Source organism: Streptomyces sp. Root1304, assembly GCF_001426405.1.
Taxonomy (GTDB): domain Bacteria; phylum Actinomycetota; class Actinomycetes; order Streptomycetales; family Streptomycetaceae; genus Streptomyces.
Genome location: NZ_LMEP01000012.1, coordinates 496,460 through 518,573 on the forward strand (window position 1 = coordinate 496,460; position 22,114 = coordinate 518,573).

Here is a 22,114-nt window from a genome sequence, read left to right on the forward strand (position 1 = left end):
TCCGAGTGGGCGGAGAAGACGGAATCCCCCGATTCGACCTGTGATACGGGCCACAATCGGTTTGGGGGCGGAACGGCGGGGTAACGCGCGACGACCGCGTCGCGTCACCCCCGTCTCTCCACCCCCATCGGGCACACTGTCCAGACCGGCACCACGGTGCCGGTCCAGCGCACCACGACCGGGGAGTCCGCCGTGACCACAGCAAGGGGAGACCAGCCGCAACACGACGCCGGGGTCGACCCGTTGGTGTGCCTGCGCGAGCCCACCGACCCCGCCTGCGACGTCTTCCTCACCGGCACCGTCTTCCTCGACATCATCTTCACCGGCCTCGACAGCGCCCCCGTCCGCGGCACCGAGTCCTGGGCCCGCGGCATGGGATCCAGCCCCGGCGGCGTCGCCAACATGGCCACCGCCCTCGCCCGGCTGGGCCTGCGCACCTCGCTCGCCGCCGCCTTCGGCGACGACCACTACGGCGAGTACTGCTGGGACGCGCTCGAACAGGGCGAGGGCATCGACCTGTCGCTCTCCCGCACCGTCCCCGGCTGGCACTCCCCGGTCACCGTCTCCATGGCCTACGAGGGCGAGCGGACGATGGTCTCCCACGGCCACGAGGCCCCCCACCTGGACGGAGCCCTCCCCGCCTACCCGCCCCACGCGCGCGCGGCCGTCGCCTCCCTCGTCCCCGGCCGCTCCGAGGACTGGGTCGCCAGGGCCGCCCGCGGCGGGGCCAAGGTCTTCGCCGACGTCGGCTGGGACGACACCGGCCGCTGGGACCTCGACGGACTCACCGACCTCGCCCACTGCGAGGCCTTCCTGCCCAACGCCGCCGAGGCGATGCGCTACACCCGCACCGACTGCCCCCGGGCCGCCGCCCGCGCCCTCGCCGACAAGGTCCGCTACGCCGTCGTCACCCTCGGCTCCGAGGGCGCCTACGCCGTCGACGGCGCCACCGGCGAGACCGCCGAGGTCCCCGCCATCCAGGTCTCCGCCCTCGACCCGACCGGCGCCGGGGACGTCTTCGTCGCCGGATTCGTCACCGGCACCCTGGCCGACTGGCCGCTCGCCGACCGACTCGCCTTCGCCGGCCTCACCGCCGCCCTCTCCGTCCAGGAGTTCGGCGGTTCGCTCTCCGCCCCCACCTGGGGCGAGATCGCCGCCTGGTGGCAGCACGTCCAGGGCCACGCCATGCAGGACCCCGAGGCCCTGCGCGACCGCTACGCCTTCCTGGAGCGCCTCCTGCCCGCCCCCGCCCGCCCCTGGCCACTGCGCCGGGCGGTGCCCACGATCGGCTTCCCCGCCTCCCACGCGTAAACCGCTACGGCCTTGTCGGCACCGAGTCGTAGGCTGGGAAGCCGAGAGGTTGTCGAGCAGCGAGAACCCCGCAACGGGAGGTATGCGCAGGCCTAGTGCCGGCCCATGACTCAGACACCCACAGCCCACGACGGATCGCCCCAGGACGGGACGCCCGGACAGGCCCGCGCCCAGTTCACCGTCCCCGCCAAGCACCCGATGGTGTCCCTGCTCGGCTCCGGTGACGCGCTGCTCCGCGTGATCGAGCAGTCGTTCCCGGGAGCCGACATCCACGTCCGGGGCAACCAGGTCAGCGCGGTCGGCGACGCGGCGGAAGTCGCTCTGATCCAGCGCCTGTTCGACGAGATGATGCTGGTGCTCCGCACCGGTCAGCCGATGACGGAGGACGCAGTGGAACGCTCGATCGCCATGCTCAGGGCGAGCGAGAACGGCTCGGAGGGCGGCGAGGAGACCCCCGCCGAGGTGCTCACCCAGAACATCCTCTCCAACCGGGGCCGCACGATCCGCCCCAAGACGCTCAACCAGAAGCGGTACGTCGACGCGATCGACAAGCACACGATCGTCTTCGGCATCGGCCCCGCCGGCACCGGAAAGACCTATCTGGCGATGGCCAAGGCGGTCCAGGCCCTGCAGTCCAAGCAGGTCACCCGGATCATCCTGACCCGCCCGGCCGTCGAGGCCGGCGAGCGCCTCGGCTTCCTGCCCGGCACGCTCTACGAGAAGATCGACCCGTATCTGCGCCCGCTCTACGACGCGCTGCACGACATGCTCGACCCGGACTCGATCCCCAAGCTCATGGCGAGCGGCACGATCGAGGTCGCACCCCTGGCGTACATGCGCGGCAGGACCCTGAACGACGCGTTCATCATCCTGGACGAGGCGCAGAACACGAACCCCGAGCAGATGAAGATGTTCCTCACCCGCCTCGGTTTCGACTCGAAGATCGTCATCACCGGTGACGTCACCCAGGTCGACCTGCCGAACGGGACGAAGAGCGGTCTGCGGCAGGTGCGCGACATCCTGGAAGGCGTCCAGGACGTCCACTTCTCGACGCTCACGTCGCAGGATGTCGTCCGGCACAAGCTCGTCGGCCGTATCGTCGACGCGTACGAGCAGTACGACAGCCGCAACGGGAAGTAGCAGAAACAGCACATGTCGATCGACGTCAACAACGAGTCCGGCACCGAGGTCGACGAGCAGGCGATCCTCGACATCGCCCGCTACGCGCTCGCGCGCATGCGCATCCACCCGCTCTCCGAGCTCTCGGTGATCGTGGTGGACGCGGAGGCCATGGAGCAGCTCCACATCCAGTGGATGGACCTGCCGGGCCCGACGGACGTCATGTCCTTCCCGATGGACGAGCTGCGCCCGCCGGCCAAGGACGACGAGGAGCCCCCGCAGGGGCTCCTCGGCGACATCGTGCTCTGCCCCGAGGTCGCCACCCAGCAGGGCAAGGACGCGCCGACGGAGCACTCCATGGACGAGGAGCTCCAGCTGCTCACCGTCCACGGCGTGCTCCACCTCCTCGGGTACGACCACGAGGAGCCCGAGGAGAAGGCCGAGATGTTCGGCCTCCAGGCGGCGATCGTCGACGGCTGGCGCGAGGAGAAGGGCCTGACCGGCCCGTCCCCCGCGCCCACCGTCTCCTGACCCCGATGGACGTTTCACTGATCCTCGGGGCGGTCGCCCTGGTCGTCGTGGCCTGGCTGGCCGCGTGCGCCGAGGCCGGTCTCGCCCGCGTCTCCAGCTTCCGCGCCGCCGAGGCCGTACGGTCCGGGCGGCGCGGGGCCGCGAAGCTCGCCCAGGTCGCCGCCGACCCGACCCGCTACCTCAACGTGGCGCTGCTCGTCCGCGTCGCCTGCGAGATGGCCGCCGGCGTCCTCGTCACGTACGCCTGCCTCGAAGCCTTCCCGGAGACCTGGGAGGCGCTGCTCGTCGCCATCGCCGTCATGGTCCTCGTCTCGTACGTGGCCGTGGGCGTCTCGCCGCGCACGATCGGCCGCCAGCACCCGCTGAACACCGCGACGGCCGCCGCGTACGTCCTGCTGCCGCTCGCCAGGATCATGGGCCCGATCCCGCAGCTGCTGATCCTCATCGGCAACGCGCTGACCCCCGGCAAGGGCTTCCGGAAGGGTCCGTTCGCCTCCGAGGCGGAGCTGCGGGCCATGGTGGACCTCGCCGAGCAGGAGTCGCTCATCGAGGACGAGGAGCGCCGCATGGTGCACTCCGTCTTCGAGCTGGGCGACACCCTCGTACGGGAGGTCATGGTGCCCCGGACCGACCTCGTCTGCATCGAGCGGTACAAGACGATCCGTCAGGCCCTCACGCTCGCGCTGCGCTCCGGCTTCTCGCGCATCCCGGTCACCGGGGAGAACGAGGACGACATCGTCGGCATCGTGTATCTGAAGGACCTGGTCCGCAAGACGCACATCAACCGAGACTCCGAGGCCGACCTGGTCTCCACCGCGATGCGGCCGGCCGCCTTCGTGCCCGACACCAAGAACGCCGGTGACCTGCTGCGCGAGATGCAGCAGGAGCGCAACCACGTCGCCGTCGTCATCGACGAGTACGGCGGCACCGCCGGCATCGTCACCATCGAGGACATCCTGGAGGAGATCGTCGGGGAGATCACCGACGAGTACGACCGGGAGCTGCCGCCGGTGGAGGACCTCGGCGAGGACCGCCGCCGGGTGACCGCGCGCCTCGACATCGGGGACCTGGGCGAGCTGTACGGTCTGGGGCCCGACGAGTACGACGACGAGGACGTCGAGACCGTCGGCGGTCTCCTCGCGAAGGCGCTGGGCCGCGTCCCGATCGCCGGCGCGAAGGCGGTCGTGGAGCTGCCCGACGGGCGTTCGCTGCGGCTGACGGCGGAGTCCCCGGCCGGCCGGCGGAACAAGATCGTCACCGTTCTCGTGGAACCCCTGGAACCGGAGGAGAACCCGGAATGACCCCCGACGAGCTGCGCGCCCTCTGCCTGGACTTCAACGACGCGGCGGAGGAGTTCCCGTTCGGTCCGGACGTCTCCGTCTTCAAGGTCGCCGGGAAGGTGTTCGCGCTCTCGTGGCTCGAGTCCGAGCCGCTGCGGGTCAATCTGAAGTGCGATCCGGACGACGCCGTACGGCTCCGTGAGGAGCATCCGGCGATCATGCCCGGCTATCACATGAACAAACGGCACTGGAACACGGTGAGCGTGGGAGAGCTCCCGGACCGCATGGTCCGGGAGCTCGTCGAGGACTCGTACGACCTCGTCGTCGCCGGTCTTCCGAAGGCGGTTCGGCTCCGCCTCGACCGCCCCTGAGTCACCGGCGCCGCAGTCCGAGGCCGAGCAGGAGCGCGGTGCCGAGCACGATCGCCGCGTCCAGGAGGAGGACCGTGCGGACACCGCCGTAGAGGTTGCCTCCGGTGGTGGCGAGGACGCCGAGCAGCGGGATGCCGATGGTGAGGCCGACCTGCTGGGTGGTGGTCACCAGGCCGGTGGCCAGGCCCTGCTCCTCGTTCGGGACGCCGGAGGTGACGGTCAGTCCGTACGAGACGATCGCACCGAGGTGGAACATGGACGCCACCGAGACGGCGACGGTCGCCAGGATCGCGCCCGACTCCGCGCCCACCCCGAGCAGCGCGGCCGTCAGGAGGCCCTGCCCGGCGAGCGAGCCGACGAGGGTGCGGCGGGCGCCGAACCGGCCGATCACCTTCGGCGCGAGCATGCCGGCCACGACCGACACCACGCCCTGGACGCCGAAGATCAGGCCGGTCTGGAAGGCCGACAGGTCCAGCGTCTCCTGGAAGTACAGGGTCAGGACGAAGACGACGGTCGACATCATCGAGAAGGTGATCAGACCGCCCAGGTTGCCGAAGGCGACCGTGCCCCTGCGGAGCATCGGCAGGGAGACCAGCGGGGCCGCGTGCCGGGACTCGACCCGTACGAAGACCGCGAGCAGCAGCAGGCCCGCCACCAGGGTGACCAGGACGTCGGCGTCGCCGAAGCCGCGCTGGGCGGCCGTGGACAGGGCGTAGATCAGGGCGAGCAGACCGCCGGTGACGGTGACCGCGCCGGGCACGTCGAGCCGGGGCCGGTCGGGGGTGCGGGACTCGGGGAGCAGACCGGGGGCCAGCGGCAGGACGATCACGCTGAACAGGGCGAGCAGGCCCATGGTGGAGCGCCAGCCGAGGGTGTCGGTCATGACGCCGCCGAGGACCATGCCGACGGTGAAGCCGAGCGAGAGCAGGGTGCCGGAGATGCCGAGCGCCCGGTCGCGCAGCGGGCCCTCGGGGAAGGTCGTGGTCAGCAGGGACATGCCGGTGGGCACGATCGCGGCGGCGCCGATGCCCTGGAGGGCGCGTCCGGTGAGGAAGGCGGCCGGGTTCCAGGCGAAGGTGGCGAGCAGCGAGGCCGCGCCGAAGAGGGCGAGCCCGGCGAGGAACAGCTTCTTGCGTCCGTAGAGGTCGCCGATGCGTCCGAAGAGGAGCAGGAAGCCGCCGGAGGGGAGCGCGAAGGCGGTGACGGCCCACTGGAGGGCGGACTGTCCGAGGCCGAGGTCGGCGCCGAGGACGGGCAGGGCCACGTTCAGGACGGAGAAGTCGAGCGCGACCATGAACTGGGCGGCGCACAGCACGAAGAGGATGAGGCGGGTGCGGCCGGTGAGGGCCGGGGGAGTCGGCGGGGCGGTCGGGGCGCCGGTCGCGGTGGGGGCGGTCGGGGGTGAGGTCGTCGTTGCCATGCCCCCACCTTCGGCGTCCGGGAACAACGCTGGGGAGCGGGAACTTATCCTGTTGGTCGTACCACCAGGCATCCAGGGGGAGGAAGCACACGTGGCCACCGCTCTCGAGAGCACCACGACGAAGCAGCACCGACTGGGCGAACTGCGCGAGTTCCTGATGAGCCGCCGGGCCCGGGTGAGCCCGGCCGAGGCGGGGCTGCCGGACGGCGGTGCGCGGCGCCGTACGCCGGGGCTGCGCCGGGAGGAGGTCGCGGTCCTCGCGGGGGTCGGGGTCTCCTGGTACCAGTGGCTGGAGCAGGGCCGGGACATCACGGTCTCGCCGCAGGTGCTCGACTCGGTGGCGCGGGTGCTGCGGCTGAGCCCGGCGGAGCGGCGCCATCTGTACGTCCTGGCGGCGCTGAACCCGCCGGCCCCGGAGACGGCCCCGGAGGACCGGGACATGTGCGAGGGGCTGCGGCGGCTCATCGACGGGTGGATGCCGTACCCGGCGCACATCATGGACGCCTACTGGAACACGATCCTGTACAACGACGCCGCGTCGATCGTGCTCGGGATGCGGCCGGACATCTCGCAGAACTGTCTGGTGAACTTCTTCACCGATCCGCTCTACCGCGCGCGCGTGGGGTACTGGGAGGAGCTGGCGCCCAGGGTCGTCGCGCAGTTCCGCTCGGCCTGCTCGGAGTGCCCGGACGACGAGGGCTTCCGGGCGGTGGTGGACGAGCTCAAGGAGCTGAGCCCGGAGTTCGTGGAGCTGTGGGAGCGGCGGGACATCCTGCCGGGCGGGCAGAACCGCAAGGAGCTGACGCACCCGCTGGTCGGCGCGCTGTTCGTGGAGGCGACGCAGCTCAGGGTCCCGGCCCGGCCGGACCTGGTGATCGTGATGCACACGCCGCTGCCGGAGGCGGGCACGGCGGAGAAGCTGGAGTGGCTGGTGTCACCGGAGGGACGCCGGGGAGCGATGTACCCGGTCGCGGGCTGAACCCGGGGACGGGCCGGTCGTGGGCCGATTCCCGGCCGTACCCGGTCGCGGGCTGAGACGCCGGGCGGTCGCGGGCTGAGACCCGCCCCGGGCCCGCCCCTGCTTCGACCTATGCTCAGGGGCATGACACTCAGCAGCGAGCACGGCGACCTGGGCGCCGAGGACCTCAAGATCATCACGCTGGCGCGGAGCGCCCGCGCCCGCAACGGCGTGCCCGAGGGGGCCGCGGTGCGGGACGAGACCGGGCGTACGTACGTGGCGGGCACGGTGGAGCTGGAGTCGCTCAAGCTGAGCGCGCTGCGGACCGCGGTCGCCATGGCGGTGGCCAGCGGTGCCCGATCGCTGGAGGCGGCGGCCGTCGTGTCGAACGCCGGGGCCGCCTCGGACGAGGACCGCGCGGCGGTACGGGACCTGGGCGGGCCGGACACCCCGGTGCTGCTCGCGGGTCCGGACGGGCAGCTGCGCGTGGCGGTCACCGCCGGCTGAACCGAGCGGCGAGAACAGGACACGGAGGGCCCGGCGGGGAGCCGGGCCCTCCGTGTCTTTGTGTGTTTGTGAAGGATCACCGCACCTTCTCTTGCCTTCCCTGGCGGTCTGCGTCTCAATGAACAGCGGTTCGCCCGACGGACCGTCAGATCTCCACCATTCACGCAGTGTCCGCACCCCTGCGTTCGTCATCGGAAGGGGTTCGAACTCGCCATGAGAAGCAGAAGCACCTTAGGGACCGTCGCGGTCCTCGCCGGCGGCATCGCCGCCGCCTCGCTCGCCTTCGCTCCGACGGCCGCCGCCGTGTCGCCGGGGTCGGCCACGGCGACGTACGACTGCGGAAGCTGGGGCGGTGGCACCGCCACCCTCACGGCCACGCAGAGCGGCACGTCCGCGACCATCACCGTCACCTCCGCCGTCACGACGCCGATCGCGGTCGGCGCCGACACGATCAGCTCGACCCTGACGCTGGCCAAGGCCGGCGGCGGCACCCGGGTCTTCACCGGGAAGAAGAACCCGGCGCTCGGTGCCGGGCAGTCCGTCGTCATGGGCCCGCTGAGCGGGACCGTGGCCTCGGGCGACAGCCTCAACTCGTACTTCGCGGGTGTCGCCCTCAAGATGGTGATCTTCGGGGTCACGGTGAACTGTGACGCGGTGACCTCGCAGTCGCCCGGCCCGTTCGTGTTCAGCTGAGCCCTGCCCCCACCGGACCGGTGTCGCCCTCGGGCGGCACCGGTCTCCGTCGTGTTCCGGGGCGGTGACCTGGGCAAACGCCGAAGTCGGCGATCTTGACAGTATCTGATGGGTCATCAGTCGATGTCTTTCGCTTGCATTGACTTCTTTTCGCCCGCGGCCGTCAATGGCGCCCACTCATTCCTCAGGAGGGGGCACTCCCATGGCACTCACCCGATCCCGGGCGGCGGCCCGAAGACGGCGCTGGACCGCCGTCCTCGGCGCCACCGCCCTCGCGGTCGTCGGCGGCGGCGCCGTCGCCGCCCCGGCCGGCGCGACCAGCACCTCCGCGGAGGTGCAGTTCCCCACGCGCTGCATCCCGCCGCCGATCGCCGGCATCCCGCCCATCGAGGGCACGACCACGTCCGCGATCACGGTCGACAAGTCGGCGCCCAAGGTCGGCGACACGGTGACCGTCACCTACACGATCACCAAGCCCGCCGCGTCCAACCCGGTCGACCTGGCGCTCCCGGCCGACATCATGACGCCGAGCGGCAAGGTCGTCCTCGGCGGCGCCCAGTCCGGCGCCGTGACCGTCACCGGACCCAAGAAGAACCCGCCGGTCCCCGGCAAGGGCTCCTTCCCGGCCTTCTCCATGACCGGCACCTTCACGGTCACCGAGGCCGGCTCGATCACCCTGTCGCCCGGCGACTACAACATCCACACCAGCTACCTCATGGAGCTGGACACCCCCTGTACGGTGCTCAACCCGCCCGCCCCGGTCTCCGAGACGGTCGTCGCGAGCCCCGTCACCAGCCCCAACGCCCGGTCGCTCCAGCTCGACAACGCCTCCGGTGACCCCGGGGTCCGGGTGACCGTCAGCGGCGCCAGGTTCACCCCGCTCACCGAGGTCACCGTCGTCGGCCGGGCCGGCGGCGCGGAGACCGCCGACCGGATGACCGTCACGACCGACACCGACGGCGCCTTCGCCGCCCGGCTGAAGGTCAACGACGTGGCGACCACCGGGATCGTGGCGTACGAGGGCGCGGCCTGGGACCCGGAGAAGGGCGCGGGTCCCGCGGCGTACAAGGTCGTCGTCCCCGCTCCGCCGAACAGCCAGACGATCACCGCGACCGTCACGGCCGGCGAGCTGTCCATGACCCAGGCCGGTGACGCCGTCCAGCTGTCCGCGGTCGACTTCGGCCAGGGCGGCGCGGCCTCCGGAGCCCTCCAGACGGTGACCGTCAAGGACTTCCGCGGCGGCCCCGCGGGCTGGTCCCTGACCGGCAAGGTCACCGACTTCACCGGCCCCGGCGGCGCCATCGGCGCCGGGAACCTCAGCTGGACCCCGGCCTGCACCGCCAAGGCGGGCAGCCCCAGCACCTGCGCGGCCGGTTCGGCCGGCCCGGTCGGCAGCGGCGGCGCGACCCTCGCCTCCACGCCGAACGGCGCCCTCACGGGCGGCGAGTTCACCGTCGACGCCGGGCTCTCCCTCGACGTCCCGGCGTTCACCGCGCCGGGCGCGTACGCGGGCGTGCTGACGCTGACCCTGTCCTGACCGCACAGCGGGCCGGGCGCGCACCCGCGCCCGGCCCGCTCCGATCCGCACCCCGGGGGTTCCGCACCGTGCGCGTCAAGCCGTACGTCCTCCTCCTGAGCGCCCTCCTCCTGCTCCTGGGCCTCGCGCCGGGCGCGCGCGCCGCCGAGAACGGCGAGTGGGCCGTCTACCCGGCCGCCGCGAAGCTCGGCAGCCGCCCGTACTTCTTCCTCACCGCCGACCCCGGCTCCACGGTCACCGACCGGGTCACCGTCGCCAACAAGACCGCCGCCCCGCTCACCTTCCGGCTCTACGGCGCCGACGCCTACAACACCGACCGGGACGGCGGCTTCGCCGTCCGCGCCCAGCAGGAGAAGCAGACCGGCGCCGGCGCCTGGATCAAGCCCGAGCGGACCCGGATCACCGTCCCGCCCGGCTCCGCCGTCACCGTCCCGTACACGCTGACCGTGCCCGCCGACGCCGACCCCGGCGACCACCCCGGCGCCCTCGTCGCCCTCGACGAGCGGCTCACCCCCGGCGCGAAGGGCTCCGTCGCCGTCGCCGTGCAGCGGGCCGTCGCCGCCCGCGTCTACCTGCGGGTCAACGGACCGACCGTCCCCGCCCTCGCCGTCGAGGACATCACCCTCGACCAGGACCGGCCGCTGGTCCCCGGCACCCGGACGAGCAGCGCCGTCGTCTCCTACACCCTCTACAACCGGGGCAACGTCACCCTCAGCCCCAAGGTCGTCCTCAAGGCCCAGGGCCTCTTCGGCCGCACCCTCCTCGACCGCGACCTGGCGAAGGTGCCGGCCGAACTGCTGCCCCGGCAGAAGATCCGGCTCACCGAGCGGTGGACCGGCTCCCCGCAGCTCGACTGGGGTGACGTCACCCTCACCGCGACCGCGAAGGACGTGAAGGAGACCGGCACGGTGTCCTTCCTCGCACTGCCCTGGCTCGCCGCAGGAACCCTGCTCGTCGGGGGTGCGGCGGGTGCCTTCGCCCTGCGGGTACGGCGCCGCCGGGCGGCCCCGGCGGACGCGGGTACGCACACGAGTACCCACTGAGTGCGTGAGGCGGGCGCTCATCGGGGACAATGGCCCCCATGAGCGCTCGCAACCAAGAAACCGAAGCCGTCCACCGGGCCGGCTTCGCCTGCTTCGTCGGCCGCCCCAACGCGGGCAAGTCCACCCTCACGAACGCTCTGGTCGGCCAGAAGGTGGCCATCACCTCGAACCGGCCGCAGACCACCCGGCACACGGTGCGCGGCATCGTGCACCGCCCCGAGGCGCAGCTGATCCTGGTCGACACCCCCGGGCTCCACAAGCCGCGCACCCTCCTGGGCGAGCGGCTCAACGACGTGGTGCGCACCACCTGGGCCGAGGTCGACGTGATCGGCTTCTGCCTGCCGGCCGACCAGAAGCTCGGCCCCGGCGACAAGTTCATCGCCAAGGAACTGGCCGGGATCAAGAAGACCCCCAAGGTCGCGATCATCACCAAGACCGACCTGGTCGACTCCAAGACGCTCGCCGAGCAGCTGATCGCCGTCGACCAGCTCGGCAAGGAGCTGGGCTTCGAGTGGGCGCAGATCGTGCCCGTCTCGGCCGTCGGCAACAAGCAGGTCCAGCTCGTCGCCGACCTGCTGATCCCGCTGCTCCCGGAGTCCCCGCCGCTCTACCCGGAGGGCGACCTCACGGACGAGCCCGAGCAGGTGATGGTCGCGGAGCTGATCCGCGAGGCCGCGCTCGAAGGCGTCCGGGACGAGCTGCCGCACTCCATCGCCGTGGTCGTCGAGGAGATGATCCCGCGCGAGAACCGCCCGGCGGACCGGCCGCTGCTCGACATCCACGCCAACGTGTACATCGAGCGCCCCAGCCAGAAGGGCATCATCATCGGCCCGAAGGGCAGCCGCCTCAAGGAGGTCGGCATGAAGTCCCGCAAGCACATCGAGGCCCTGCTCGGCACCCCGGTCTTCCTCGACCTCCACGTGAAGGTCGCGAAGGACTGGCAGCGCGATCCGAAGCAGCTGCGGAAGCTGGGGTTCTAGGCGAAGAGGGGCCCCAGCAGCGGTGGAAGCCGGGGTTCTGGGGCCCCTGGTTCTACGCGCCTTCCTTGAGGACCCTCGTGATGAGGGTCCTCTGCGCGTCCGTGAGGCGCGGGTCGCAGCAGCGGACCGTGACGCCGTCGACGGTGATCTCGTAGGCGAAGCCGTCCGGCACGCCCCGGCCCCCGTCGCTGCCCCCGTCGAGGACAGCTCCGGCCAGGGCGTGCCAGCCGTCCGCGTCGGGCAGGCCGGCGGTGTCCACCTCCGCCGACCGCTCGATGCCCGCGAAACCGCCCGTGCGCCGCACTCGAATCCGCATGGGCCCTGTCTACCAGCCGGTCAGTCGGTGGGCACCCCCACCGCCGCCCAGGCCTTCAGGACGGCCTGGATCTCCTCCCCGTCGCCGTACCGCGCCTTCGCCGCCGCCACGGTGGCCGCCGCGAACTCGGAGAAGCGGGCCTCGGGGGTGAGCGTCCCGCCGGTCATCACGTCGTACCAGATCCGCCCCGCCCGCTCCCAGGCGTTGCCGCCCAGCTCGGTCGCGGCCAGGTAGAAGGCGTGGTTGGGGATGCCCGAGTTGATGTGGACCCCGCCGTTGTCGCGGCCGGTGCGGACGTAGTCGTCCATGTGGCCGGGCTGCGGGTCCTTGCCGAGGACGTCGTCGTCGTACGCGGTGCCCGGGGCCTTCATGGAGCGCAGCGCCGTCCCCTCCACGTTCGGGTGGAAGAGGCCCTCGCCGATGAGCCAGTCGGCCTGCTCGGCGGTCTGGCCCAGCGCGTACTGCTTCACGAGCGAGCCGAAGACGTCGGAGACGGACTCGTTGAGCGCGCCGGACTGGCTGAAGTACTCCAGGTTCGCCGAGTACTGGGTGAAGCCGTGGGCCAGCTCGTGGCCGATGACGTCCACGGGGAGGGTGAAGTCGAGGAAGATCTCGTCGTCGCCGTCACCGAACACCATCTGCTCGCCGTTCCAGAAGGCGTTGCCGTAGTTCTCGTCGTAGTGGACGGAGGCGATCAGCGGCAGCCCGGAGCCGTCGATCGAGTCGTGCCCGAAGGCGTTCATGAAGAGGTCGAAGGTGGCACCGAGGCCCGCGTACGCCCGGTTGACGGTGGCGTCCCCGGTGGCCTCCTCACCCTCGCCGCGGACCTTGACGCCGGGCAGCACCGTGCCGCGCTCGCAGTCGTGGACGGTGCGGTGCGGCCGGCCGGTCTCGGCGGGGGCGAGCGTGGGCGCGGTGCCGGGCAGCGGCAGGACCCGGAAGGTACGGGCCGAGGCGTCCGCGACGAGGGTGCGGCGGGCGGTCGCCGCGACGGCCGGGTTCGAGGAGCGCGCGAGGTGCTCCAGGAGGTGCGGGGGGACGATCGAGCAGAAGACAGGCGTGTGGGGAGTCATCCCCGCAATGTGGCACTGCGTGAGGCCGCTGTCACGGGATGAGACGAGGATTGGCGAAATGGAGTGATGCGTCACTGTTCGGCCTTGACGCGGGCGCCGTCCCGCATACTGATACAGGACGTCCGTCTCCGTCGTCCTGGGCTAGGCTGCCGCCATCATGCGTTTCGGGCTGCTTCTCCTTAGCTGCCGCGGCGAGGGCCTGTAGTCGTAGGCCGACCCCCTCCCCGCGGGACCTGGTGTTGCGTTCGACAGTCGGCCGTCCTTCTTGCTGGACCCGAGGAGCCCAACGCACATGACCCAGTCCCCGTTCGTCAGCCGCCCCACGCCGGTCACCAACGCGACGCAGCTGCAGAAGCCGTCCGGGATGCCGATCCACAAGTACGGCCGGTACGAGCAGGTGCGCATCCCCGACCGCACCTGGCCCGAGCAGCGCATCACCAAGGCGCCCCGCTGGCTGTCCACCGACCTGCGCGACGGCAATCAGGCCCTGATCGACCCGATGTCCCCGGCGCGCAAGCGCGAGATGTTCGACCTGCTGGTCCGTCTGGGCTACAAGGAGATCGAGGTCGGCTTCCCGTCCTCCGGCGAGACCGACTTCGCGTTCGTGCGCTCGATCATCGAGGACGGCGCGATCCCGGACGACGTCACCATCTCCGTACTGACCCAGGCCCGCGAGGACCTGATCGAGCGGACCGTGGAGTCCCTGGTCGGCGCAAGGCGCGCCACCGTCCACCTGTACAACGCGACCGCGCCCACCTTCCGCCGGGTCGTCTTCCGCGGCTCGAAGGAGCAGATCAAGCAGATCGCCGTGGACGGCACCCGCCTGGTCATGGAGTACGCCGAGAAGCTGCTCGACGAGCGGACGACCTTCGGCTACCAGTACAGCCCCGAGATCTTCACCGACACCGAGCTGGACTTCGCCCTGGAGGTCTGCGAGGCGGTCTGTGACGTCTGGCAGCCCGGCCCGGGCCGCGAGATCATCCTGAACCTGCCCGCCACCGTGGAGCGTTCGACGCCGTCCACGCACGCGGACCGCTTCGAGTGGATGTCCCGGAACCTGACCCGCCGCGAGCACGTCTGCCTGTCGGTCCACCCGCACAACGACCGCGGCACGGCGGTGGCGGCGGCCGAGCTGGCGATCATGGCGGGCGCCGACCGCATCGAGGGCTGCCTGTTCGGCCAGGGCGAGCGCACCGGCAACGTCGACCTGGTGACCCTGGGCATGAACCTGTTCAGCCAGGGCGTCGACCCGCAGATCGACTTCTCGCAGATCGACGAGATCCGCCGGACCAGCGAGTACTGCAACCAGATGGAGGTCCACCCGCGCCACCCCTACGCGGGCGACCTGGTCTACACCGCCTTCTCCGGCTCCCACCAGGACGCCATCAAGAAGGGCTTCGACGCCATGGAGGCCGACGCGGCCGCCGCGGGCAAGACCGTCGACGACATCGAGTGGGCGGTGCCGTACCTGCCGATCGACCCGAAGGACGTCGGCCGCTCCTACGAGGCCGTCATCCGGGTCAACTCGCAGTCCGGCAAGGGCGGCATCGCGTACGTCCTGAAGAACGACCACAAGCTGGACCTGCCGCGCCGGATGCAGATCGAGTTCTCGAAGATCATCCAGCAGAAGACGGACACCGAGGGCGGCGAGGTCACGCCGGCCGCGATCTGGGCCGTCTTCCAGGACGAGTACCTGCCGAACCCGGAGGACGCGGCGGCTCGCTGGGGCCGGATCCAGCTGCGCTCCGGTCAGACCACCTCCGACACCGACGGCACGGACACGCTGACGGTCGAGGCGGTCGTGGACGGCGCCGACACCGTCCTGACGGGCTCCGGCAACGGCCCGATCTCCGCCTTCTTCGCCGCGCTGCAGGGCATCGGCGTGGACGCCCGGCTGCTGGACTACCAGGAGCACACGATGAGCGAGGGCGCCTCCGCGCAGGCCGCCTCGTACATCGAGTGCGCCATCGACGGCCAGGTCCTGTGGGGCATCGGCATCGACGCCAACACGACCCGCGCCTCCCTGAAGGCGGTCATCTCGGCGGTCAACCGCTCGGCCCGCTGACCCGCTCGGACGTGACACCGCCCCGCCCCCTTCTGAAGGGGCGGGGCGGTGTCGTATCCGAGCCGCCGTGTGAGCTGCGTCACGGTTTCAGGTTCGCTTAAGGAAGGTCATCCGGCTATGCCGGAATCAATGGGATATCGGATGAGTTGACGGCACATCAGGGAATGGCGGATGGTCGACGCGTCCCTTCGGACACTCCCCCCACGCGCCCCCTTCGTACCTCCCTGACCTGGAGTTCCGTATGCGTACGACCGCTGCCGTGGCCACCGTTCTCGCGGTGACCGGCGCCGCCCTCGCCTGGGCCCCCGCCGCTTCCGCCGCCGGCTCCGCCGCCACCACCGAGTGCGTGGCGCAACCGCTGGGCACGGCCGGTCTGTACGCCGAGTTCGTCGAGAAGGACTCCACCCGCCACTCGGACTCCGAGGGCGCGGTCGCGGTCGGCGGCGACGCGTACTTCGGCGACCCGAAGCGGCCCTCCGGCTTCTCCATCGGCCACAAGCTCACCGGCGCCGACCTCGCGAAGCTCCCCGGCGGCCACAGCCTCGTCGTCGGCGGCACGCTCTACGCGAACCAGGTCGTCCTGGACAACGGCACCGGCATCGCCGGCAAGGTCGTCGACCGCTCCACCCCGGGCCAGGGCTTCGGCGTCGACGGCGACAAGGTCGCGGAGGGCGCCTCCCCGGTCGACTTCGGCAAGGAGTTCACGAAGCTGCGGGCGCTGTCCACCGGCTGGGCCGCGACCGAGCCCAACGGCACGGTCGCCACCTCCGGCGACGGCGTCTTCCTCACGGGCACCGACCCGAAGCTCAACGTCTTCGCCGTGAACGCCGCCGACCTGGAGAAGTTCCGCGCGATCACCCTGGACGTACCGGTCGGCTCCTCGACCCTGGTGAACGTGCTCGGCGCCTCGTACGACATGAGCACCTCGGCCACCTACGGCGTCTACTACAACAACCTCGACGGCGGCGCCCCGGTCGTCGACGACTACGCCGTGCCGCGCGACGAGTACCGCCAGATCCGCTCCAAGCTGCTGTGGAACTTCCCGCAGGCCGAGAGCGTGAAGAAGAACTACACCTCGTGGCCCGGCACGATCTTCGCGCCGAACGCCAAGGTCGAGATGGGCGGGAAGAACGTCGGCCCCGGCCACGTCAACGGCTCCGTCGTCGCCGAGGAACTCGCCACCGTCCCCGGCGCCGAGACCCACCAGATGAACTTCACCGGCTGCCTGCCGGGGGAGAAGACGCCGGGCCCGGTCGTCACCCCGGAGACCCCGAAGCCGACCGACACCCCCGTCCCCACCCCGCCGGCCACCCCCGAGCCCACCCCCAGCGAGGGCGGCTCCGTCCCCCCGTCCACGCCGTCGACGCCGGGCGGCTCCGCCTCCCCGTCCACCCCGGCCGGCCCGGGCGAGGCCACCACCGCCCCGGCGACGACGCCGACCCCGGCGCCGTCCGCCACCCCGGAGGGTGATCTCGCGACGACCGGTTCGGCCATCGGACCGGGTGCGATCGGCGCCGCAGCGGCCGCCGTCCTCGTCGGCGGAGGCTTCCTGGCCTTCGCAAAGCGCCGTCGCCGCGCTTCCTGACCGGATCCGGAAGCATGACGTGTCTCGGCCAACTCCTGAGTGAACTCCTGACGGGGTGCTGACGCCACATCAAGGATGTGGCTAACATCACGCCAACGCCGGCAGTGCAGCCGGGCCGTTGAGGAGGTGCGTGTGCGGTCTGCCCGGAATTCACGTGGTGGGAAAGTGGGCGTCTGCGGAATCCGCACCTCCTGGAACACCGTCGGAGACGGCGAGTTCTTCTGCGAGGAGTGCGGGGGCGACCGCAACTACCGGCGGCGCACCGGCCGCCGCAGGTTCGCCGTCCTCGGGGTCCCCGTCCTGCCCCGGGGCTGTACGGGCCCCGTCGTCGAATGCGCGGCCTGTCACACGCACTTCGGCACCGAGGTCCTCGACCACCCGACGACGAGCCGCTTCTCCGCGATGCTGCGGGACGCGGTGCACACCGTCGCCCTGGCCGTCCTCGCGGCCGGCGGCACCGACTCCCGCGAGGTCCTGGACCGGGCCGTCCACGCGGTCCGGTCCGCCGGCTTCGCCGAGTGCACGGCCGTCCAGCTCGTCGACCTCGTCGAGGCCCTGGAAGCCGACACCGGGCGGTTCATGCCCGAGGTGAACCCCGAGGGCGCGCTCCTCGCGATCGAGCTGCACGAGGCCCTGGAGCCGCTCACCCCGCACCTGGCGTCCTCGGGGCGGGAGTCGATCCTGCTCCAGGCCGCCCGGATCGCCCTCGCGGACGGCGCCTACAGCCCGTCCGAGCGGGAGGTCCTCGGCACCGTCGGGAACGCGCTCGCGCTCACCCCCGACGACGTGACCCGGCTGCTCGCCTCGGCCAGGACGGTCTCGTAGGCGTCCTGGAGGTCCCAGGGGCCTGCCCGGCCCTTCAGCGCCGTACCGCTCCCGCGGCGGCGAGCATCGTCGCGCGCCGGGCGTCCGGTACGGCTCCGAGCCGTTCGAACAGGGCCCGCGCGGTGCCCAATTCCCGGCGTGCCTCCGCCTCGTCGCCCCTCTCCCTGTGGGCGACCGCGAGGAGCGTCCGCACCCGCGCGGCCTCGTACGGCACGCGCAGCTCCCGCCAGCCGGCGAGGGCCCGCCGCAGCACGTCCCGGGCCTCCCCGGCCGGTGCGACGGAGCCGAGCGCCGTGTCGGCGAGGGCCCGCGGCAGCTGTACGTCCCCGGCGAGGGCGTCCAGCGCGGCCGCCGCCTCCGCCGCCCCGGCCGGGTCGCCGACGGCGAGCGCGATCTCGGTACGGGCGGCGAGGAGCCGGGCCCGGCCCAGGAGGTCACGGCCGCCCGTTCCGTGGTGGGCCAGGGCGAGTTCGACGCCCGCGACGGCCGCGTCGGTCCGGCCCTGCGCGAGGCGCAGCAGGGCGAGGCCGGGCTGCGGGACGCGGCCCAGACCGTGGGCGTGCCCGTACGAGACGGCGGCGGCGTCCGTACGGCCCTGGCGCCGCTGGACCTCACCGGCGGTGTAGCACGCGGCCGCGGCCGCCTCCAGGCGGTCCACCGGCACCTCACGGCAGGCCTGCCGGGCCTCGGCCTCGGCGAGCGCCCAGGCGCCGAGGAGATCGAGCACCTCGGCGCGACGGGCCCGGCAGACGCCCCGGAACGGATTCTCACCGGCGGGCACGGCCATGGGCGGCACGGGCGCGTCGGCGGGGAGACCGCCGGTGGCGCGGTCGTCGGCGGGGAGGCCGTCCGCCGTGGGGCCGGGGTCCATGAGGCCCGGGGCCATCAGGCCCGGGGCCGGCGCGGCCCGCTCCGGCGCGGGCTCCGCGCCGCGCGGTTCCTCCGCCGTCCGTCGTCCCGACCACGGCGGCGCGCACCACTCCATCGCCGCGTTCGTCCACTCCACCGCCCGGTCGAGCGCGGCCGTCTCCATGCACCGGGTCAGGGCGAGCTCGTACAGGCGGCCCGTGAACATGCCGCTCAGTTCTCCTGCCGCCACCCTCCGCATCGCCTCGTCGAGCAGGGCGAGCGCCTCGGTCCTGCGGCCGGCCGTGAGCAGCGCGCCGGACTCGGCCTGGAGGCTCAGGGCGAGCAGATCGGGGCTGCCGGAGCGGAGGGCCTGCTCCGTCATGCGGCGGGCCGCGGCGAGCGCCGCCCCGGGGTCGCCCCGGGCCTCGGCCTCCTCGGCCGCCGTCCAGGCGAGGAAGCACTGCTCGGGGCAGTCCGGCAGGTCCTCCAGGTGGTGCCGCGCCCGGTGCAGCCAGCCGGCGGCCGCCGCGGGCCGCCCGAGGCCCCGGTACTCCTCGGCCAGCCGCCAGGAGGCGAGCCCGGCGCCCCGGTGGTCGTCGGCGGCGACATGGGCGGCGTGCGACCGGAGCCGGGCGGTGACGGACTCCTCGACGTGTCCGGTCCACCAGGCGGCGTCGGCGAGGACGGTGAGGTCGCCGGCGGTCAGGCCGCGCGAGGGGTGGCGGTCGTGGGCGTGGAGCAGTGCGTACGCCTCGGCCCAGGCCTCACGGGCGGCGGCGTCCCGCGCGCGGACGACCGCGTCGACCGTGCCCGCCGTGCGCGGGCCGTGGACGGTGGGTGCGGACATGGCTCACGCCCCTTCCCGGCTCCATTTCAGGGTAGGGCCGGGAAGGGGCGTGGGCTCGTCGCGCGGGGACTACTCGATCGCGCCGCTCGCGCGCAGCATGTCCTCGCGCTCGACGATCTTCACGCGCTCGCGGCCCTGCGCCTCGCCGAGCGCCTTCTCGGCGGCGTCCAGGGCGTGCCAGCCCTCCCACGTCGTGTACGTGAGGCCCCGGCTCTCCAGGAAGGACACGACCGCGTCCTCCTCCGGGGTGTCCGGGGTGAGCAGGCGCCCGTTCGCGAAGTCGTCCAGGAGGTTCGCCACGGTCTCGTTGGCGTCGCCCTTGGTGTGGCCGATGAGGCCGACGGGGCCGCGCCGGATCCAGCCGGTGCAGTAGGTGGAGGCCATGTGCTCGCCGGTCTCCTCGATGACCCGGCCGCCCTCGTCCGGGAGGGTGCCGCTGGTGGTGTCCCATGGCAGCTTGGGCAGCTCGTCGGAGAGGTAGCCGACGGCGCGGTAGACCGACTGGACGTCCCAGTCGGTGGTCGTGCCGGTGCCCTTGACGTTGCCGGTGCCGTCCAGCTCGGTGCGCTCGGTGCGCAGGCCGACGACCCGGCCGTCCTCGCCGAGGATCTCGACGGGCGACTCGAAGAAGTGCAGGAAGAGCTTGTGCGGGCGGTCGCCGACGTCGCGGATCGCCCAGTTCTCCAGGGTCTTGGCGACCATGTCGGTCTGCTTGTTCTTGCGCCGCTCGGCGATCGAGCCCTCGTCGTAGTCGATGTCCTCGGGGTTGACGATGACCTCGATGGTGGGGGAGTGGTCCAGCTCGCGCAGCTCCATGGGGCTGAACTTCGCCTGGGCAGGACCGCGGCGCCCGAAGACGTGGATCTCGACGGCCTTGTTGGCCTTGAGGCCGTCGTACACGTTGGCCGGGATCTCGGTCGGCAGCAGCTCGTCGCCGGTCTTGGCGAGGATGCGGGCGATGTCGAGCGCCACGTTGCCGACGCCGAGGACGGCGACCTTCTCCGCGTCGAGCGGCCAGGTGCGCGGGACGTCCGGGTGGCCGTCGTACCAGGAGGCGAAGTCGGCGGCGCCGTACGAACCGTCCAGCTCGACGCCGGGGATGCCCAGCGGGCGGTCGGCCATGGCGCCGGTCGAGAAGACCACCGCGTCGTAGAAGGCGCGCAGGTCGTCGAGGTGGACGTCGGTGCCGTAGTCGATGTTGCCGAAGAGGCGGACCTGCGGCTTGTCGAGGACCTGGTGGAGGGCGTTGACGATGCCCTTGATGCGGGGGTGGTCGGGGGCGACGCCGTAGCGGATGAGACCGAAGGGGGCCGGCATCCGCTCGAAGAGGTCGATGGACACACCCGGCTCGGCGGCGGCCTCGGACTTCAGCAGCGCATCGGCGGCGTAGATTCCGGCGGGGCCGGCGCCGACGATCGCGACCCGGAGGGGGCGGGGCATGACTGGGTTCCCTTCGCAAAGCGACGTGGCGGCGAGGCCGCCGACACTTAGGCCACCCTAAATAATGCCGCGCCCGGATCGGTACCCGACCCTGGTCTATGAACTCATAAGGCGGACTTATGACTTCCATAAGTCCGCCTGTGCATCGTAAGGGCGGTCCGGCGACGCCCGGTCCCGAAGGGCCCCGGACCGTCCCTAGCTGACGACGACGTTGTACGCCGGGATGATGACGGGCTGGATGTCCGCCTGGCCGAGGTCGGCCAGGACCGGGCCGAAGGCCTTCGCGTGGGCTTCGAGGGCCTCCGTGCTCTCCCAGACCTCGGTCACCCGGAATCCGCTCTCGGACGGCCCCGCCGCGTGGGAGATCAGGCCCGGGTTCGAGACGTCCGCGAACCGTGTGAAGCCCTGCCCGTCGGTCATGCGGTCGATGACCGCGTCGTAGAGGTCCTGTCCGGCGCCGGGGAACTCGAAGGTGACGATGATGGCCATGGCGATGCCCCTGTCTCGGTCGGCCGCCGCACGGCTGCGGCGGCAACGCCCGAGATCCTAGCCCTAAGTAATCGACTGATCTCACAGAGCGACGGGCGGGGTTGCCTCGCCGCCGCCGTCTCCGCGGCCTCGTGGAAATAGGGCGCGCGTGGCGACTTGTCGATGGGTTCGCGTCGGATCCGTTCGAAAATACCGCCGGTTCGCGGTGCCGTCGTTTCTCTTCGCCGCGGCCCGCCGCGACTTTCGAATTCCCCGCTCGAACAGGCCGGGGCGTTCGCCCGAAACGAACACCCGTGCTCCTTCGGACGGGAACTAACTCCCCGAGCCCGCGCCGCAGTTGCGCGACCTGTGCATCTGCCGATTCTACGGATCCGCATCCACCCTGGTGAGGCGAAGCGGGAAATGGATTCAGAAAGGCATACGTTGGTGAAGGAAGACATCATGAAGACGACCACGGGGACACTCGACGCCGCACAAGAGGCCGTGACGGAATTGCGCGAGGCGCTCGCCAGGGCGGGAATCACGCTTCCCTCGCTCGGGCTCGACGCCGTCACGCTCACCGCGGACCCCCCGAGGCCGCTCGTCGAATTGGGACGCTGCACGGTGGGAACGGCCCGGCTCCTCGCCGCCGCCGTACTGCCGGAGGAGGAGGGCCGGTCATGACGCTGCCCATCGGGTCGTACGTCGTCGAGATCCGCACCGGGCGGGTCGGAAGGGTCATGGGCCACGAGGGCCCGTACGTCCAGATCCGTCCGCTCGGCGGCGGGCGCGAATGGGACGTGGAGCCCCAGGACGTACGGGAGGCCACCTCGGCCGAGCGGCTGAGCGCGGCCACCGCGCACGTGAACGCGCGCAGCCGGGGCGAGGTGCCCTGA

At 71.9% G+C, this 22,114-nt stretch carries 22 protein-coding genes; 16 read left to right on the forward strand and 6 right to left on the reverse strand.

Translation table 11 applies throughout. From position 1 onward, the window contains the following. Positions 1-192 precede the first annotated feature (192 nt). From ASD33_RS15105 to ASD33_RS15125, 5 genes are all read left to right on the forward strand, one after another. On the forward strand, positions 193-1,311 hold the full coding sequence (locus ASD33_RS15105; protein WP_056561409.1) for a PfkB family carbohydrate kinase: 1,119 nt from the start codon (positions 193-195) through the stop codon (positions 1,309-1,311). A gap of 105 nt (positions 1,312-1,416) precedes the next feature. Further along, positions 1,417-2,451, forward strand: a complete 1,035-nt coding sequence (locus ASD33_RS15110) for a PhoH family protein (protein ID WP_056559090.1) — start codon at positions 1,417-1,419, stop codon at positions 2,449-2,451. A 12-nt stretch (positions 2,452-2,463) separates the two neighbouring features. Then, entirely contained in the window at positions 2,464-2,961 is a 498-nt protein-coding gene (ybeY, locus tag ASD33_RS15115) for an rRNA maturation RNase YbeY (RefSeq protein WP_056559093.1), read from the forward strand. A gap of 5 nt (positions 2,962-2,966) precedes the next feature. After that, positions 2,967-4,262 carry a hemolysin family protein gene (locus ASD33_RS15120; protein WP_056559096.1) on the forward strand — a complete coding sequence of 432 codons (1,296 nt, stop codon included), beginning with the start codon at positions 2,967-2,969 and terminating at the stop codon, positions 4,260-4,262. After that, positions 4,259-4,612, forward strand: a complete 354-nt coding sequence (locus ASD33_RS15125; RefSeq protein ID WP_056559099.1) for an MmcQ/YjbR family DNA-binding protein — start codon at positions 4,259-4,261, stop codon at positions 4,610-4,612. Before ASD33_RS15120 ends, ASD33_RS15125 begins: the two co-directional genes overlap by 4 nt. Position 4,613: 1 nt before the next feature. Here ASD33_RS15125 and ASD33_RS15130 read toward each other — a convergent pair whose 3' ends face one another. Continuing rightward, positions 4,614-6,032 carry an MFS transporter gene (locus ASD33_RS15130; protein WP_056559102.1) on the reverse strand — a complete coding sequence of 473 codons (1,419 nt, stop codon included), beginning with the start codon at positions 6,030-6,032 and terminating at the stop codon, positions 4,614-4,616. A gap of 91 nt (positions 6,033-6,123) precedes the next feature. On the opposite strand from ASD33_RS15130, the gene ASD33_RS15135 reads away from it, so the two are divergent. The 6 genes from ASD33_RS15135 to era all read left to right on the forward strand — a co-directional run bounded on the left by ASD33_RS15135 (position 6,124) and on the right by era (position 11,750). Further along, the gene (locus ASD33_RS15135) at positions 6,124-7,011 is read left to right on the forward strand and encodes a helix-turn-helix transcriptional regulator (RefSeq protein WP_056559105.1); all 888 of its coding nucleotides are present in this window, start codon (positions 6,124-6,126) and stop codon (positions 7,009-7,011) included. 123 nt (positions 7,012-7,134) lie between these two features. Then, the gene (locus tag ASD33_RS15140) at positions 7,135-7,497 is read left to right on the forward strand and encodes a hypothetical protein (protein ID WP_056561412.1); all 363 of its coding nucleotides are present in this window, start codon (positions 7,135-7,137) and stop codon (positions 7,495-7,497) included. A 213-nt stretch (positions 7,498-7,710) separates the two neighbouring features. After that, entirely contained in the window at positions 7,711-8,190 is a 480-nt protein-coding gene (locus tag ASD33_RS15145) for a hypothetical protein (RefSeq protein ID WP_056559107.1), read from the forward strand. A gap of 202 nt (positions 8,191-8,392) precedes the next feature. After that, the gene (locus ASD33_RS15150) at positions 8,393-9,727 is read left to right on the forward strand and encodes a hypothetical protein (RefSeq protein WP_056559110.1); all 1,335 of its coding nucleotides are present in this window, start codon (positions 8,393-8,395) and stop codon (positions 9,725-9,727) included. A gap of 68 nt (positions 9,728-9,795) precedes the next feature. Beyond that, entirely contained in the window at positions 9,796-10,770 is a 975-nt protein-coding gene (locus tag ASD33_RS15155; RefSeq protein ID WP_056559113.1) for a DUF916 domain-containing protein, read from the forward strand. A gap of 38 nt (positions 10,771-10,808) precedes the next feature. Further along, positions 10,809-11,750 (forward strand): GTPase Era, encoded by a 942-nt coding sequence (gene era / locus ASD33_RS15160; protein ID WP_030317458.1) that lies wholly within the window; start codon positions 10,809-10,811, stop codon positions 11,748-11,750. A 52-nt stretch (positions 11,751-11,802) separates the two neighbouring features. Here era and ASD33_RS15165 read toward each other — a convergent pair whose 3' ends face one another. Beyond that, complete coding sequence (locus ASD33_RS15165) at positions 11,803-12,066, reverse strand: protealysin inhibitor emfourin (protein ID WP_056559116.1); 264 nt, start codon at positions 12,064-12,066, stop codon at positions 11,803-11,805. Between the two features lie 20 nt (positions 12,067-12,086). Next, positions 12,087-13,139, reverse strand: a complete 1,053-nt coding sequence (locus ASD33_RS15170; protein WP_056559119.1) for a M4 family metallopeptidase — start codon at positions 13,137-13,139, stop codon at positions 12,087-12,089. A 292-nt stretch (positions 13,140-13,431) separates the two neighbouring features. Between ASD33_RS15170 and leuA the strand changes: the two genes are divergently transcribed. From leuA to ASD33_RS15185, 3 genes are all read left to right on the forward strand, one after another. Then, complete coding sequence (leuA, locus tag ASD33_RS15175) at positions 13,432-15,204, forward strand: 2-isopropylmalate synthase (RefSeq protein ID WP_056559121.1); 1,773 nt, start codon at positions 13,432-13,434, stop codon at positions 15,202-15,204. Positions 15,205-15,445: 241 nt separating this feature from the next. Then, the gene (locus tag ASD33_RS15180; RefSeq protein WP_056559124.1) at positions 15,446-16,789 is read left to right on the forward strand and encodes a choice-of-anchor A family protein; all 1,344 of its coding nucleotides are present in this window, start codon (positions 15,446-15,448) and stop codon (positions 16,787-16,789) included. A 132-nt stretch (positions 16,790-16,921) separates the two neighbouring features. Further along, a complete protein-coding gene (locus ASD33_RS15185) occupies positions 16,922-17,614 on the forward strand; it encodes a TerB family tellurite resistance protein (protein WP_056559127.1) in 693 nt (230 codons plus the stop codon). Between the two features lie 34 nt (positions 17,615-17,648). Here the strand turns inward: ASD33_RS15185 and ASD33_RS15190 are convergent, their stop codons facing one another. The 3 genes from ASD33_RS15190 to ASD33_RS15200 all read right to left on the reverse strand — a co-directional run bounded on the left by ASD33_RS15190 (position 17,649) and on the right by ASD33_RS15200 (position 21,239). Continuing rightward, positions 17,649-19,310: a LuxR family transcriptional regulator gene (locus ASD33_RS15190; protein WP_242426987.1), complete on the reverse strand. Its 1,662-nt coding sequence runs from the start codon at positions 19,308-19,310 to the stop codon at positions 17,649-17,651. Between the two features lie 69 nt (positions 19,311-19,379). Next, positions 19,380-20,750: an FAD-dependent oxidoreductase gene (locus tag ASD33_RS15195; RefSeq protein ID WP_056559131.1), complete on the reverse strand. Its 1,371-nt coding sequence runs from the start codon at positions 20,748-20,750 to the stop codon at positions 19,380-19,382. A gap of 195 nt (positions 20,751-20,945) precedes the next feature. Beyond that, positions 20,946-21,239, reverse strand: a complete 294-nt coding sequence (locus tag ASD33_RS15200) for a hypothetical protein (RefSeq protein WP_056559135.1) — start codon at positions 21,237-21,239, stop codon at positions 20,946-20,948. A gap of 441 nt (positions 21,240-21,680) precedes the next feature. Between ASD33_RS15200 and ASD33_RS15205 the strand changes: the two genes are divergently transcribed. Together ASD33_RS15205 and ASD33_RS15210 are read left to right on the forward strand one after the other, a co-directional pair. Continuing rightward, positions 21,681-21,902: a hypothetical protein gene (locus tag ASD33_RS15205; protein WP_056561414.1), complete on the forward strand. Its 222-nt coding sequence runs from the start codon at positions 21,681-21,683 to the stop codon at positions 21,900-21,902. After that, positions 21,899-22,114, forward strand: coding sequence for a hypothetical protein (locus ASD33_RS15210; RefSeq protein ID WP_056559138.1), 216 nt, complete (start codon positions 21,899-21,901; stop codon positions 22,112-22,114). The genes ASD33_RS15205 and ASD33_RS15210 overlap by 4 nt, the downstream gene beginning before the upstream one ends.

Coding starts and splice junctions, on each gene's coding strand:
- ASD33_RS15180 (WP_056559124.1), top strand. CDS start 15,446: ATGCGTACGACCGCTGCCGTGGCCACCGTTCTCGCGGTGACCGGCGCC.
- ASD33_RS15130 (WP_056559102.1), bottom strand. CDS start 6,032: ATGGCAACGACGACCTCACCCCCGACCGCCCCCACCGCGACCGGCGCC.
- ASD33_RS15150 (WP_056559110.1), top strand. CDS start 8,393: ATGGCACTCACCCGATCCCGGGCGGCGGCCCGAAGACGGCGCTGGACC.
- ASD33_RS15170 (WP_056559119.1), bottom strand. CDS start 13,139: ATGACTCCCCACACGCCTGTCTTCTGCTCGATCGTCCCCCCGCACCTC.
- ASD33_RS15205 (WP_056561414.1), top strand. CDS start 21,681: ATGAAGACGACCACGGGGACACTCGACGCCGCACAAGAGGCCGTGACG.
- ybeY (WP_056559093.1), top strand. CDS start 2,464: ATGTCGATCGACGTCAACAACGAGTCCGGCACCGAGGTCGACGAGCAG.
- ASD33_RS15190 (WP_242426987.1), bottom strand. CDS start 19,310: ATGTCCGCACCCACCGTCCACGGCCCGCGCACGGCGGGCACGGTCGAC.
- ASD33_RS15195 (WP_056559131.1), bottom strand. CDS start 20,750: ATGCCCCGCCCCCTCCGGGTCGCGATCGTCGGCGCCGGCCCCGCCGGA.
- ASD33_RS15120 (WP_056559096.1), top strand. CDS start 2,967: ATGGACGTTTCACTGATCCTCGGGGCGGTCGCCCTGGTCGTCGTGGCC.
- leuA (WP_056559121.1), top strand. CDS start 13,432: ATGACCCAGTCCCCGTTCGTCAGCCGCCCCACGCCGGTCACCAACGCG.
- ASD33_RS15125 (WP_056559099.1), top strand. CDS start 4,259: ATGACCCCCGACGAGCTGCGCGCCCTCTGCCTGGACTTCAACGACGCG.
- ASD33_RS15145 (WP_056559107.1), top strand. CDS start 7,711: ATGAGAAGCAGAAGCACCTTAGGGACCGTCGCGGTCCTCGCCGGCGGC.
- ASD33_RS15110 (WP_056559090.1), top strand. CDS start 1,417: ATGACTCAGACACCCACAGCCCACGACGGATCGCCCCAGGACGGGACG.
- ASD33_RS15200 (WP_056559135.1), bottom strand. CDS start 21,239: ATGGCCATCATCGTCACCTTCGAGTTCCCCGGCGCCGGACAGGACCTC.
- era (WP_030317458.1), top strand. CDS start 10,809: ATGAGCGCTCGCAACCAAGAAACCGAAGCCGTCCACCGGGCCGGCTTC.
- ASD33_RS15140 (WP_056561412.1), top strand. CDS start 7,135: ATGACACTCAGCAGCGAGCACGGCGACCTGGGCGCCGAGGACCTCAAG.
- ASD33_RS15165 (WP_056559116.1), bottom strand. CDS start 12,066: ATGCGGATTCGAGTGCGGCGCACGGGCGGTTTCGCGGGCATCGAGCGG.
- ASD33_RS15210 (WP_056559138.1), top strand. CDS start 21,899: ATGACGCTGCCCATCGGGTCGTACGTCGTCGAGATCCGCACCGGGCGG.